Origin of the sequence: Ornithinibacillus sp. 4-3 (assembly GCF_040958695.1) — a bacterium.
In the GTDB taxonomy this organism is placed as follows: domain Bacteria; phylum Bacillota; class Bacilli; order Bacillales; family Amphibacillaceae; genus CALAMD01.
This window is the reverse complement of the sequence record NZ_CP162599.1, coordinates 2,689,165-2,702,279: the sequence shown is the minus strand read 5'-3', so window position 1 is coordinate 2,702,279 and position 13,115 is coordinate 2,689,165. Positions and strand designations below refer to the sequence as shown.

At 37.0% G+C, this 13,115-nt stretch carries 11 protein-coding genes, 1 rRNA gene and 2 pseudogenes; 12 read left to right on the top strand and 2 right to left on the bottom strand.

Translation table 11 applies throughout. The annotated features are described in order from the left end of the window. Positions 1-32: 32 nt before the first annotated feature. The 6 genes and pseudogenes from AB4Y30_RS13290 to AB4Y30_RS13265 form a co-directional block, all read left to right on the top strand. On the top strand, positions 33-311 hold the full coding sequence (locus AB4Y30_RS13290) for a gamma-type small acid-soluble spore protein (protein WP_368652703.1): 279 nt from the start codon (positions 33-35) through the stop codon (positions 309-311). A gap of 286 nt (positions 312-597) precedes the next feature. Continuing rightward, a complete protein-coding gene (locus AB4Y30_RS13285; protein ID WP_368652702.1) occupies positions 598-1,125 on the top strand; it encodes a DUF402 domain-containing protein in 528 nt (175 codons plus the stop codon). Between the two features lie 291 nt (positions 1,126-1,416). Then, the gene (locus tag AB4Y30_RS13280) at positions 1,417-3,162 is read left to right on the top strand and encodes an ABC transporter ATP-binding protein (protein ID WP_368652701.1); all 1,746 of its coding nucleotides are present in this window, start codon (positions 1,417-1,419) and stop codon (positions 3,160-3,162) included. A gap of 175 nt (positions 3,163-3,337) precedes the next feature. Next, on the top strand, positions 3,338-3,712 hold the full coding sequence (locus AB4Y30_RS13275; protein ID WP_368652700.1) for a VOC family protein: 375 nt from the start codon (positions 3,338-3,340) through the stop codon (positions 3,710-3,712). 136 nt (positions 3,713-3,848) lie between these two features. Next, positions 3,849-3,929, top strand: a pseudogene (locus tag AB4Y30_RS13270) (hypothetical protein); the annotation flags it as partial. A gap of 6 nt (positions 3,930-3,935) precedes the next feature. Then, positions 3,936-5,362: pseudogene (locus tag AB4Y30_RS13265) on the top strand (IS3 family transposase); the annotation flags it as partial. A gap of 75 nt (positions 5,363-5,437) precedes the next feature. On the opposite strand, the gene AB4Y30_RS13260 reads toward AB4Y30_RS13265, so the two are convergent. Further along, the gene (locus tag AB4Y30_RS13260) at positions 5,438-6,724 is read right to left on the bottom strand and encodes a glutamate-1-semialdehyde 2,1-aminomutase (RefSeq protein WP_368655225.1); all 1,287 of its coding nucleotides are present in this window, start codon (positions 6,722-6,724) and stop codon (positions 5,438-5,440) included. 237 nt (positions 6,725-6,961) lie between these two features. Between AB4Y30_RS13260 and AB4Y30_RS13255 the strand changes: the two genes are divergently transcribed. From AB4Y30_RS13255 to perR, 5 genes are all read left to right on the top strand, one after another. Then, the gene (locus tag AB4Y30_RS13255) at positions 6,962-7,402 is read left to right on the top strand and encodes an ion channel (protein WP_368652699.1); all 441 of its coding nucleotides are present in this window, start codon (positions 6,962-6,964) and stop codon (positions 7,400-7,402) included. 54 nt (positions 7,403-7,456) lie between these two features. Beyond that, complete coding sequence (bcp, locus tag AB4Y30_RS13250; protein WP_368652698.1) at positions 7,457-7,933, top strand: thioredoxin-dependent thiol peroxidase; 477 nt, start codon at positions 7,457-7,459, stop codon at positions 7,931-7,933. A gap of 188 nt (positions 7,934-8,121) precedes the next feature. Continuing rightward, positions 8,122-9,072, top strand: a complete 951-nt coding sequence (locus AB4Y30_RS13245) for an NAD(P)-dependent oxidoreductase (protein WP_368652697.1) — start codon at positions 8,122-8,124, stop codon at positions 9,070-9,072. Between the two features lie 2 nt (positions 9,073-9,074). After that, positions 9,075-9,626 carry a cob(I)yrinic acid a,c-diamide adenosyltransferase gene (locus AB4Y30_RS13240; RefSeq protein WP_368652696.1) on the top strand — a complete coding sequence of 184 codons (552 nt, stop codon included), beginning with the start codon at positions 9,075-9,077 and terminating at the stop codon, positions 9,624-9,626. A gap of 138 nt (positions 9,627-9,764) precedes the next feature. Then, positions 9,765-10,202: a peroxide-responsive transcriptional repressor PerR gene (gene perR / locus AB4Y30_RS13235; RefSeq protein ID WP_368652695.1), complete on the top strand. Its 438-nt coding sequence runs from the start codon at positions 9,765-9,767 to the stop codon at positions 10,200-10,202. A gap of 301 nt (positions 10,203-10,503) precedes the next feature. On the opposite strand, the gene AB4Y30_RS13230 is transcribed toward perR, so the two are convergent. Continuing rightward, on the bottom strand, positions 10,504-10,878 hold the full coding sequence (locus AB4Y30_RS13230; RefSeq protein ID WP_368652694.1) for a YgzB family protein: 375 nt from the start codon (positions 10,876-10,878) through the stop codon (positions 10,504-10,506). A 492-nt stretch (positions 10,879-11,370) separates the two neighbouring features. Here AB4Y30_RS13230 and AB4Y30_RS13225 point away from each other — a divergent pair. Then, positions 11,371-12,935 (top strand): 16S ribosomal RNA (locus tag AB4Y30_RS13225). Positions 12,936-13,115: the final 180 nt, after the last annotated feature.

Genomic DNA, 13,115 nt, shown 5'->3' with positions numbered 1-13,115 from the left:
TTGGAGAAGTTATAGTTGTGGAGGTGATAAATTTGCCTAATAACCAAAAACAACAATCTGGTGCAAATGGTAAGAAAATGAAAAAGCAACAACAGCAGCAACAAAATCAGTTTGGTACAGAGTTTGCATCTGAAACTGATGTTCAAGAAGTGAAAAAGAACAATCAGCAATCAGAGCAAAAGAAACAGCAACAAAATCAACAACAACAGCAACAACAAAATCAGTATGGTACAGAATTCGCTTCTGATACTGATGTTCAAGAAGTGAAACAGAGAAACCAGCAATCAGCACAAAAGAAAAACCAGCAATAAGACAGAGCAAAAAGCAAAAGCTACAGTTTGGCTTTAAAAAGCCACATACATCAAGTTATCATAAAACAAATTACCAACCACCTGATTCTTATGGATATCAGGTGGTTGAATTATTTCCAGGCAATAAGTGTTAGTCGTATTTTTGGAATTATTATCATCTTTTGTCTGAAAGCTTAGGGAAAATAGAATAAGTATATTCGTCTTATAGTCAAAATGCTTTCTATTTATAAGTAACATGGCTTATACTAAAAGAACAAAAGATGAGAGTTAAGGAGAGGAAGATACGATGTTATCTCCGAAAGTAGCATCTAAAATGCAGATTCAAAGCTACAAGCATAATGGAAAAATACATCGTATCTGGGAAACGAATTTTGTTTTACAAGCAACACAATCGGTAATAATTGGTGCAAATGATCGGACGAGAGTAATAGAAGCTGATGGTCGTATTTGGATGACAAGGGAGCCAGCAATTTTTTATTTTCATACAGATCATTGGTTTAATATTATTGGCATGATGAAAGAGGATGGAATACATTATTATTGTAATATTAGTTCTCCGTTCGTATATGATCGTGAAGCATTAAAGTATATTGATTATGATTTAGATGTTAAAGTTTTTCCAGATATGACGTATGATTTATTAGATGAAGAAGAATATGAAGTAAACAGAGTGAAAATGCAATATCCAAAAGAACTCCATGGCATTCTGGAGAATCAATTAATCCAATTACATAATTGGATCCGCCAGCGAAAAGGGCCATTTTCTCCGGACTTTATCGATAGCTGGTATGAGCGATATTTAACTTATCGTTAAGTAAGAACAAGAATCAAATAGAACCTTGTTACGTATGTAGCAAGGCTTTTCAATTTTTTAATACAGTAAGAAAGTATAAAGGTTTTGCACAAATTAATTCTTAGGCAGAGATAGCGTTGTCTAGCTCTGAGCGCCAAAAAATAAGAGATTTCGCGTTACACCCTACAATAAGCTAACATCGGTTCGTGACCTCACCGTGTTTCCTTTATCTCGGTTGCGCCACTCCAATCTCTACGTTTTTAAGCGGGTGCTCTGTGCTTTTCGTTCTGCAGATAAAGGAAGATTATAAGTATGAATACAATTAAACAATATATGACATTTGTAAAACCATACAAATGGAAAATACTTTGGACAATCGTAATAGGTGTAGTAAAATTTGCTATTCCATTACTAATACCACTCATCTTAAAATTTGTGATTGATAATATCATTGATGCAGAAGGGTTAACTGCAGGGGAAAAAACAAGCAAACTATTCTGGCTCATGGGAACTTCCCTTGTCATATTTCTCTTTTTACGTCCACCAGTCGAATATCTTCGACAATATTTGGCGCAATGGGTTGGTAGTAAAATATTATATGATATCCGAGATAAATTATTCGATCATATTCAAAAAATGAGTTTGCGTTTCTATTCGAATACAAAAACAGGAGAAATTATTTCCCGGGTAATACATGATGTGGAGCAGACGAAAACCTTTGTTATCACAGGATTAATGAATGTTTGGCTAGATGTTGTAACGATTGCTATCGCTATAACGATTATGCTAACGATGGATGTGTGGTTGACTATTGTTGCAATTATTTTGTTTCCTTTTTACGGATTTTCGATTAAATACTTCTACGGCAGATTACGACATTTAACGCGTGAACGTTCTCAAGCACTGGCTGAAGTACAAGGACATTTACATGAACGTGTACAAGGGATTCCAGTGACTCGTAGTTTTGCTTTAGAAGAGCATGAACAAGACCAATTTGATGAACGTAATAAAACATTTTTAAATAAAGCTATTACACATACCGCATGGAATGCAAAAACTTTTGCAGTAACAAATACGATTACAGATTTAGCACCATTATTAGTAATTGCTTTTGCATCTTATCAGGTGATTAATGGAGACCTCACAATGGGAACGATGATGGCATTTGTTGCTTATATGGAGAGAGTATATAGCCCATTACGAAGATTGATTAATGCTTCAACAACATTAACACAATCTATAGCTTCCATTGATCGTGTATTTGAATTTTACAATGAACCATACGATATTAAGGATAAGGAAGATGCGATATCATTAAATCGTGTTGATGGTGAAATTGAATTTGAAAATGTCTCTTTTAAATATAATGATGAAGAAAATGAAGTATTAAGGAATATTAATTTAAAAGTTAAAAAAGGAGAAACGATTGCTCTAGTTGGAATGAGTGGTGGTGGAAAATCTTCTTTAGTTAGTTTAATTCCAAGGTTCTATGATGTTACCTCTGGTTCCATTAAAGTGGATGGTATAGATATTCGTGATGTAGAGGCTCGCTCTTTAAGAAATAATATTGGAATGGTTTTACAAGACAATATTTTATTTAGTGAGTCTGTAGCAATGAATATTCGTATGGGGAAACCAGACGCAACAGATGAAGAGGTAAAAGCAGCAGCAAGAGCAGCTAATGCAGCAGAATTCATTAGCGATCTACCAAATGGATATGATACATTAGTAGGAGAGCGTGGAGTGAAGCTTTCTGGAGGTCAAAAACAAAGAATAGCTATTGCAAGAGTGTTTTTGAAGAATCCACCAATATTAATTTTCGATGAAGCAACATCAGCACTTGATTTAGAAAGTGAGCATAGTATTCAACTTGCTATGGAAAAGCTTGCCTCTAGGCGTACAACATTTATTGTGGCACACCGCTTAGCAACGATTACACATGCTGATCGAATTGTTGTTATTGAACATGGAGAAATTCAAGAATCAGGATCACATGAAGAGCTAATGGCGAAAAAAGGAAGTTATTATGATTTATATGAAGTTCAGCATTTAGGTTAGTATTCTATTAGAATAGCTGAAGTATTTCACTTTAATAAATAGTAAGAAAGCATGTTGCAATTACTGTTTAAGTCAGAGAAAAAGTTAAAAACCCTGTTTATCAAGATAAACTTCCAGTAAACATTTTAGATTTCGTGAGATTGATATTTTCTAAGGGTAATAAGGAGTTGAGATGATGATTAGTCATTTGGACCATTTTGTATTGACAGTAAGCAATATAGAAGTGACATGTGAATTTTATGAAAAAGTACTTCAAATGAAAGTTATTACATTTGGTGAAGATAGGAAAGCATTAGTATTTGGTAATCAAAAGATTAATTTACATGAAGCTGGCAAAGAATTTGAACCTAAAGCAATGCAACCTACTCAAGGATCTGCTGATCTATGCTTTATTACCACAAAAGATTTAACAGAGGTTATTGCACATTTGAACGAATGTAATGTGCCGATTATTGAAGGACCAATCCGAAAAACTGGAGCGGTTGGACCAATTTTATCGATTTATATTCGTGATCCAGATGAAAATTTAATAGAAATTGCTAATTACTAGAAAAAAGGCTAACTAGGAGTTTTCTCTGGTATGCTCCCCTTAAGGTAGACAGATAAAAAAATAAAAATCTGTTTATTTAGGGGGGGTTTTTGTGTCCAATAAATTTTATTCTACAGAATTTAAACATGAAGTAGTCATGGCTTATAAAAAAGGAAAATATTCTCTTACAGAAATCTATTCAACGTATCAAATCCCTAAGGTTACCTTATATAACTGGATAGAGAAGTTTGAAGAATCTGGAATAGAGGGTTTAGCAGATTCAAGGACTTGGAAACGATATGCTAAGGAATTGAAAACAGCTGCAGTCAACGATTATTTATCAGGGAAGTACTCACAAAATGAAATCATTAAAAAGTATGGAATTTCTAGTAGAGGGGTACTTCAAAAATGGATTAAAAAGTATAATGGTCATAGAGAATTAAAAGGGACGAAAAGGAAGGGAAGATACTCTATGACGAAAGGGAGAAAAACCACTTGGAAAGAACGAATCCAGATTGTACAAGATGCTTTAGCCGACGAGAAAGATTATCAAGAAACGGCTGAAAATCACCAAGTATCCTACCAACAAGTATATCAATGGGTACATAAATATGAAGAAGGTGGATGGGATGCGTTAAAGGATCGACGAGGACGTTCCAAACGTGTGGAAGAATTAACTCCAGAAGAAAAAATGAAATTAAAGATGCGCCAAATCGAAAAAGAAAATGAACGTTTACGTGCAGAGAATGCTTTCTTAAAAAAGTTAGAGGAGATCGAAAGGAGGAGAAAATAAATCAAGTCAGATGGGAAAATACATATATCGCTATAAAAGAACTGCATGAAACGGATCAACTAAGCATCGTCTTATTATGTGATATTGCTGGTGTTTCAAGAGCTGCTTACTATAAATGGGTCAATCGTACACCTTCCTTTCGAGAGCTTGAGAATGAAAAAATTATCAAAGAAATGAAAGCCCTCCATCATCAGGTGGAGGGCATCTATGGTTACCGACGAATGATGTTGAACATGAATCGGAAATTTGGTCAGCACTTTAACCACAAAAGAATATATCGATTGATGAAAGTCGCTGGGATCCAATCTGTTATTCGAAGAAAGAAGAAACAGTATAAACACTCTACTCCTCAACATGTCGCAGAAAATGTGCTCAACCGTGAATTTACAGCTGAAAAGCCAAATGAGAAATGGGTGACAGATGTCACGGAATTGAAGTATGGCCAATCAAAAAAAGCCTACTTAAGCGCGATTCGTGATCTATATGATGGATCGATTGTGAGTTATGTGTTAGGGCATTCCAATAATAATCCGCTTGTGTTTCAGACTTTTGATCAAGCTGTAGCCCTTTTGGATGGAGAACATCCGCTGATCCATAGTGATCGGGGATTTCAGTATACCTCTAAAGGTTTTAAACAAAGGGTAGAGGAAGCAGAAATGACACAGAGTATGTCTCGTGTTGGTAGATGCATTGATAATGGTCCTATGGAATCCTTTTGGGGAACACTTAAATGTGAAAAGTATTATTTACATAAGTTTGAGACATTTGAAGAGCTATCGAGTGCGATAGAAGCATATATACATTTTTATAATCATGAAAGATATCAAGAACGACTAAACGGCCTTAGCCCTATGGAATATAGAGCTAAAGCCGCTTAGATCCTTTTTATTATTTCCACTGTCTACTTGACAGGGGGCAGTTCACTCCATAGTTAGCCTTTTTTGATTAGTTTATTATAATTGTTTAAAAGCTTTTCTAGCTGCGGCAATTGTTTCATCAATATCTGCGTCAGTATGTGCTGTTGTTAAGAACCATGCTTCAAATTTAGAAGGGGCTAAATTAATCCCTTGGTCTAACATAAGCTTAAAGAACTTACCAAATAACTTTTCATCTGAAGCTTTGGCATCCTCATAATTTGTTACGGTATGTTCACCAAAGAATACTGTTAATGCCCCGCGAAGACGATTAATCGTAATTGCAACATTGGCTTCTTTTGCTGTTTCAAGTAGACCTGTTTCCAATCTTGCTCCCAGTGTATCTAGCTTTTCATATACACCCTCTGCTTGGAGAATTTCTAAGCATGCAATACCTGCCGCCATTGATGCAGGATTTCCAGCCATCGTACCAGCTTGATATGCTGGTCCTAAAGGAGCGACAGTTTCCATTATATCTTTTTTACCACCATATGCGCCGATAGGTAATCCACCGCCAATAATTTTACCCATTGCTGTCATGTCTGGTTCAATTCCATACACCTGTTGTGCAGATCCATAAGTGAAGCGAAAAGCACTAATGACCTCATCATAAATAACAAGGGCACCTATTTCATGTGTTAATTGATTTACAGATTGTAGAAATCCTTCTTTCGGTTCCACAATCCCAAAGTTTCCAACAATAGGCTCTACTAATACTGCAGCAATATGGTCTCCCCAAACTGCTAATGCTTGTTTAAATGCCTCCACATCATTAAATGGAACAGTAATAACATCTTCTGCTACGGATTGCGGAATTCCCGCTGAATCAGGTGTGCCTAATGTTGCAGGTCCAGAGCCAGCTTCTACTAATACGGAATCAAAATGACCGTGATAGCATCCAGAGAATTTGATGATTTTATTTCGATTAGTATATGCACGTGCTACACGGATAGTTGTCATTACAGCTTCAGTACCAGAGTTTGTAAATCTCACTTTTTCCATAGAGGGAATAGCAGCTTTTAGCATTTTGGCTAACTGTGCTTCGAGTATTGTAGGTGTACCAAATAATACTCCATTTGTAGCTGCTTCTGAAATTGCTTTTGCAATATGTGGGTGTGCATGTCCTGTGATGATTGGTCCATAAGCTGCTAGGTAATCAATATATTTATTATCATCAACATCATAGAAATAAGCACCTTGCCCACGCTTCATATAGACAGGTGTTCCTCCACCTACTCCTTTATACGCACGAGAAGGAGAATTTACTCCACCAACGATATGTTTCAGTGCTTCTTCATGTAATTGTTCAGACTTTGTATATCTCATCATTTATTCATTCCTCCAAACTTATCTTCGCGACATTATTAAACTCTTACTTTTATAGATAAGAGGTAAATGTCTGCAAGCTTTTAAAAAATATGACTCAAGTCTGGTAAGCGGAAAAGCTCCCACTGCATCAAGTCTATTTTATATATTAACGTATTTATCTTCAAAAACAAATGACTATTGAGAGAAGACAAGCATAAATATTAATAAGAAGAAAATAGGTATGGAGCGATCGCTGTGAATATTTTGATATGGATCATGGTAATTTTAATTTGCATTGTTATTGGGAAGAGTATCATTGATTTTTTTATGGGGGATATGACAAAACGGGTCGTACTAAAAGAAAGTCGATTTTCAACAGAAATTTTCATTACATTATTAATTGTCTATATTACAATGATTATTGGTTTCGGACTTATTTATTTTTTACTCTCCATCCAAGCAACTATATTTATGGAACATGATGAAATAAAAAATACAACGATTTTAGGGTTATTAAATCATTCTTTTTATTTTAGTGGAGTAACATTGCTTACAGTAGGGTATGGTGATATTGTACCAATTGGTTTAGGTAGATGGATAGCAGTGTTGCAAGGATTAATTGGTTATTTATTGCCAACTGCTTTTGTCTTACGTCTTGTGATTGCGAGTGAAAGAGGGAAGGACAAAGATAACTGAATGATGAAGAATATGTTATAGTTATAAGGAAGAATAGGATCGGAGGAATGAAAAATGACAGTAGGAATAGGAAAACAAGTAGCAGATTTTACATCGGTAAACCAAAATGGAGAAGAGATAAAACTATCCGATTTCAAAGGGAGACATGTCGTTTTATACTTTTATCCTAAAGACATGACTCCAGGCTGTACAACACAAGCATGTGATTTCCGTGATCATCATGAAAGCTTTAAAGAATTAGATGCCGTGATTATTGGAGTCAGTCCAGATCCAGTACAGCGTCATCAGAAATTCATTGAAAAACACGATCTTCCTTTTCATTTATTAGCAGATGAGGATCATCAATTGGCTGAACAATTTGGAGTATGGCAATTGAAGAAAACATTTGGAAAAGAATATTACGGAATTGTACGTTCGACCTTTGTAATCGATAAAGATGGGATCTTGCAAAAGGAATATCGTAATGTTCGTGTTAAGGGCCATGTAGAAGAAGCATTACAATATATCAGAGAAAATTTAACAAATAAATAAAGCATGTAAAAGATGAAGTAATCCTAATAGTAGGGTTACTTCATTTTTTGTAGAGGAGTAGTTTTTACAGAAGAATAATTTAGAAAAAGTGCAAAAATTTCGATTCCTCTCGATTGTTCATTTAAATAAAAACGTTTATGATGAAAAGAAGAGAAATTTATACATATAGATAGAGTGGAGGAATGAATATGACCGTATTATTTGCAAATAACTCAGCAGATGAAATAAAAGAGCAATTTATAAATGAATTCCCGACAACAGAATTTATTTTTAATGAAGATATGTACAGTGTAGGAGAAAGCTTAGCTGAAGTGAGTGTGCTTGTCGGTTATGGGAGTACTATTAAAGCAGATCTTCTTGAAAAAATGCCAAAATTAAAATGGATTATGATGTTATCTGCAGGTGTAGATCAATTACCATTAGAGTATATTACTGAAAAAGGAATCATTGTGACAAATGCTAGAGGAGTTTATAAGGTTCCAATGGCTGAATATGTTATTTCCGTGTTATTACAAGTGTATAAACAAGAGAAGAAACTTATTGAATATGAAAACGGAAAGGTTTGGGCAGACCCACCAGCAATACGTGAAATTTCTGGACGAACAATGGTTGTTGTTGGTGCAGGAGCTATTGGGCAGGAGGTTGCTCGTCTAGCAAAAGCATTTAATATGACAACGTATGGAGTGTCTAGAAGTGGCAGAGCATTAGAATATTTTGATGAAATGGCTGAAATTGGTCAAATAGATGAATACTTACCTAAAGCAGACTTTGTTGTTTCGGTTCTTCCTGGTACAAAAGAAACAACAGGTATTTTTCAATATGAACAATTTAAATTAATGAAAGAGGAAGCTGTATTTGTAAATATAGGAAGAGGAAATTCTGTAAATAGTGAAGCTTTATTAAAAGCAATCCAAGAAAAAGAAATTACTCATGCTGTTTTAGATGTTTTTGAACAGGAGCCACTTCCTAGTGATCATCCATTTTGGACAGAAGAAAATATTACAATAACACCGCATTTATCTGCTAAATCACCACGAAATGCAGCAAGAACATATGCGATTTTAACAGAGAATTTAAAGAAATTTATTGAAGGAGATACTGACTTCATTAATATTGTTGATACAAAGAAAGGGTATTAAGAATGCGGATATATACCAGATCAGGAGATAAAGGAACAACCTCACTCGTTTATGGAAAGCGAGTTGATAAAGATGATAGTCGTGTAGAAGCATATGGAACTTGTGATGAAGCAAATTCAATGATTGGTTTAGCGGTGAGCTATTTAGATTCATTAGACTGGAATGAGAAAGCTGCATTTTTACAACAGATGCATCGTATACAGACTATTTTATTTCATGTGGGTTCGGAATTAGCAACACCACCAGATCGTGAAGTCGCATGGAAATTATCAGAAGCGCATGTGAAGGAGCTAGAAGAACAAATTGATAAATGGGATGAAACGTTACCATCATTAACACAATTTATTCTGCCTTCAGGTCATACTACATCTAGTGCGTTGCAGGTAGCGCGGACAATCGTGCGAAGGGCTGAAAGAATAGCGGTTGGTATAGATCAAGTGAATCCGTTAGTTTTGAGCTATTTAAACAGATTATCGGATTATTTATTTGTAGCCGCACGTTATGTTAATAATCAATTAGGTAGAAAAGAAGCGATATTAAATCCAGAAATTTAAAGCAGTGTGAATGCCACACTGCTTTTTGCATATATTAACAATTGACAGGGAATAAAGAAAAGAGTACACTAATTATAAAAATTATAAAGTAATAACTGTGTTAGTTAGTAATAATTATTGAAAGCGAGGTCCATGACGATGCCTGAAACTAAACTTCAATCTGTACTTGACACGTTAAAAGAATCAGGAGTTCGAATTACCCCTCAACGTCATGCGGTTTTGGAATATTTACTTACTTCTATGTCTCATCCGACAGCAGATGAAATATATCGAGCGTTAGAAAAAGAATTTCCTAACATGAGTGTTGCAACAGTATATAATAATTTACGAGTCCTTCGTAAAGTTGGTTTAGTACGCGAATTAACTTATGGAGATGACTCTAGTAGATTTGATTGTAATATGAAGGAACACTATCATATTATTTGTGAAGATTGTGGGAAAGTGGTTGATTTTGATTATCCAGCTCTCTATGATTTAGAGAAGTTAGCTGGCGAAGAAACAGGATTTAAAATTAGCCATCATCGCTTAGAATTGTATGGTAAATGTGAAGACTGTAGTAAAAAACAAATACAATAAAGTGGAAGATCAAATAGTACAAATCCTATGTACTATTTGATTTTTTTATTTATGTTATGTCTATATCATGAGGGATTAGCTTTTGTTGAATGAAATAGATAAGAAGGTCGGAATGGTTTTATAATTTATAAGAAGTATGGATTGAAATTATCAGGATAGACTTCTTCTACTAGTGAGATAGCGCCGATAGAAAGACGATTTTAAGCTAATAGTGCAGTAAAGCTAATGAATAAATAAAATAGTTCTGCGCCCCAATGGTTAGACATAAGCTAATTATTGGGGCGCAGTTAGTTGTTTTAAGTTATTTTTTTTCTTCTTTGCGATAATGACGTGAATTGTATTTTTCATCAAAATCTTTACCTTCTAATGCTTTATCCATTGTCAATGGTTGTTTACAATGCATACATGCGTCTACACGACCAAGCATTTTGGTAGGCTTATTACAATTTGGACATACTACTGGGACGGCTCTGGTGGATAATAGGCCGATCCAGAAATAGATTAAAGTACTTGCTACTATAAACAACATACCTAAAATGAATAATGTAAACATAAGCCATTCTATTTTCTTTGCTAATATTCCACCGTACATTACAGCAATTCCGACGAAAATCAAAATTAAAGCAAATGAACGAATTTTATTTATTTTACTTGAATAAACTAATTGTTGTGCCATGCTTGTCCTCCTCTGAAAGTTTCCATTTGTTATTATAGCATAATTAGCAAGGTATTTTTATCGTATGATAATGACAATTGTGTAGAAATTAATTTATAGAGATAGTTTCTTCTTAATCATGTTTGTATATGTTAAGAAAGTTTTGAAACAGGCAGGTATTTTTTATTATAGTTAATGGTAGCGGTGTTGTGTGTGTGATAAGCGATTGTGAATATGATCTAAATAATACTTTTAAAAACTTTGACATTTAATTTGAAGCATGCTATTCTGAATATCGTTGCTCTAGTGAAACTCTACGAGGAGAAAAACAGACGCAATAAAAGTTTAAAAAACATGTTGACTTCATTTCATTAACGTGTTAAATTTATAAAGTCGCTAAAAACGAAAGCGACAAAACATTTGCTCTTTGAAAACTGAACAGAACAACCAGTAATGTCAAGAAAAGCGTAAAGTTTTTCTTTTACAACGTAACAAAGCTAAGAAACACAAACTTTTTTGGAGAGTTTGATCTTGGCTCAGGACGAACGCTGGCGGCGTGCCTAATACATGCAAGTCGAGCGCAGGAAGTAGACTGACCCCTTCGGGGTGACGTTTGTGGAATGAGCGGCGGACGGGTGAGTAACACGTGGGCAACCTACCTGTAAGATTGGGATAACTTCGGGAAACCGGTGCTAATACCGAATAATCTTTTCCATCGCATGAAGGAAAAGTGAAAGATGGTTTCGGCTATCACTTACAGATGGGCCCGCGGCGCATTAGCTAGTTGGTGGGGTAAAGGCCTACCAAGGCAACGATGCGTAGCCGACCTGAGAGGGTGATCGGCCACACTGGGACTGAGACACGGCCCAGACTCCTACGGGAGGCAGCAGTAGGGAATCTTCCGCAATGGACGAAAGTCTGACGGAGCAACGCCGCGTGAGTGATGAAGGTTTTCGGATCGTAAAACTCTGTTGTTAGGGAAGAACAAGTACGAGAGTAACTGCTCGTACCTTGACGGTACCTAACCAGAAAGCCCCGGCTAACTACGTGCCAGCAGCCGCGGTAATACGTAGGGGGCGAGCGTTGTCCGGAATTATTGGGCGTAAAGCGCGCGCAGGCGGTCCTTTAAGTCTGATGTGAAAGCCCACGGCTTAACCGTGGAGGGTCATTGGAAACTGGAGGACTTGAGTGCAGAAGAGGAGAGTGGAATTCCATGTGGAGCGGTGAAATGCGTAGAGATATGGAGGAACACCAGTGGCGAAGGCGACTCTCTGGTCTGTAACTGACGCTGAGGCGCGAAAGCGTGGGGAGCGAACAGGATTAGATACCCTGGTAGTCCACGCCGTAAACGATGAGTGCTAGGTGTCAGGGGGTTTCCGCCCCTTGGTGCTGCAGTTAACGCATTAAGCACTCCGCCTGGGGAGTACGGCCGCAAGGCTGAAACTCAAAAGAATTGACGGGGACCCGCACAAGCGGTGGAGCATGTGGTTTAATTCGAAGCAACGCGAAGAACCTTACCAGGTCTTGACATCCCGCTGATCGTTATGGAGACATAGCTTTCCCTTCGGGGACAGCGGTGACAGGTGGTGCATGGTTGTCGTCAGCTCGTGTCGTGAGATGTTGGGTTAAGTCCCGCAACGAGCGGAACCCCTAACCTTAGTTGCCAGCATTAAGTTGGGCACTCTAAGGTGACTGCCGGTGACAAACCGGAGGAAGGTGGGGACGACGTCAAATCATCATGCCCCTTATGACCTGGGCTACACACGTGCTACAATGGATGGAACAGAGGGCAGCGAAGCCGCGAGGTGAAGCAAATCCCATAAAACCATTCTCAGTTCGGATTGTAGGCTGCAACTCGCCTACATGAAGCCGGAATCGCTAGTAATCGCGGATCAGCATGCCGCGGTGAATACGTTCCCGGGTCTTGTACACACCGCCCGTCACACCACGAGAGTTGACAACACCCGAAGTCGGTGAGGTAACCTTTTAGGAGCCAGCCGCCGAAGGTGGGGCCAATGATTGGGGTGAAGTCGTAACAAGGTAGCCGTATCGGAAGGTGCGGCTGGATCACCTCCTTTCTAAGGATAATAAGAAAGCGTAGGCGACCGTTTAGAAACGTACAAACTGGAGCACTTTGCAAAGAGATAAAGGAAACACAGTGACTGTAAGGCGCTGATGTTGACTTATCGATTGGAAAAGGGTGAAGTTTGAAAGTTTTTGGTCGCCGGAGCTAGACTATAACGGAACATCTAACAAGG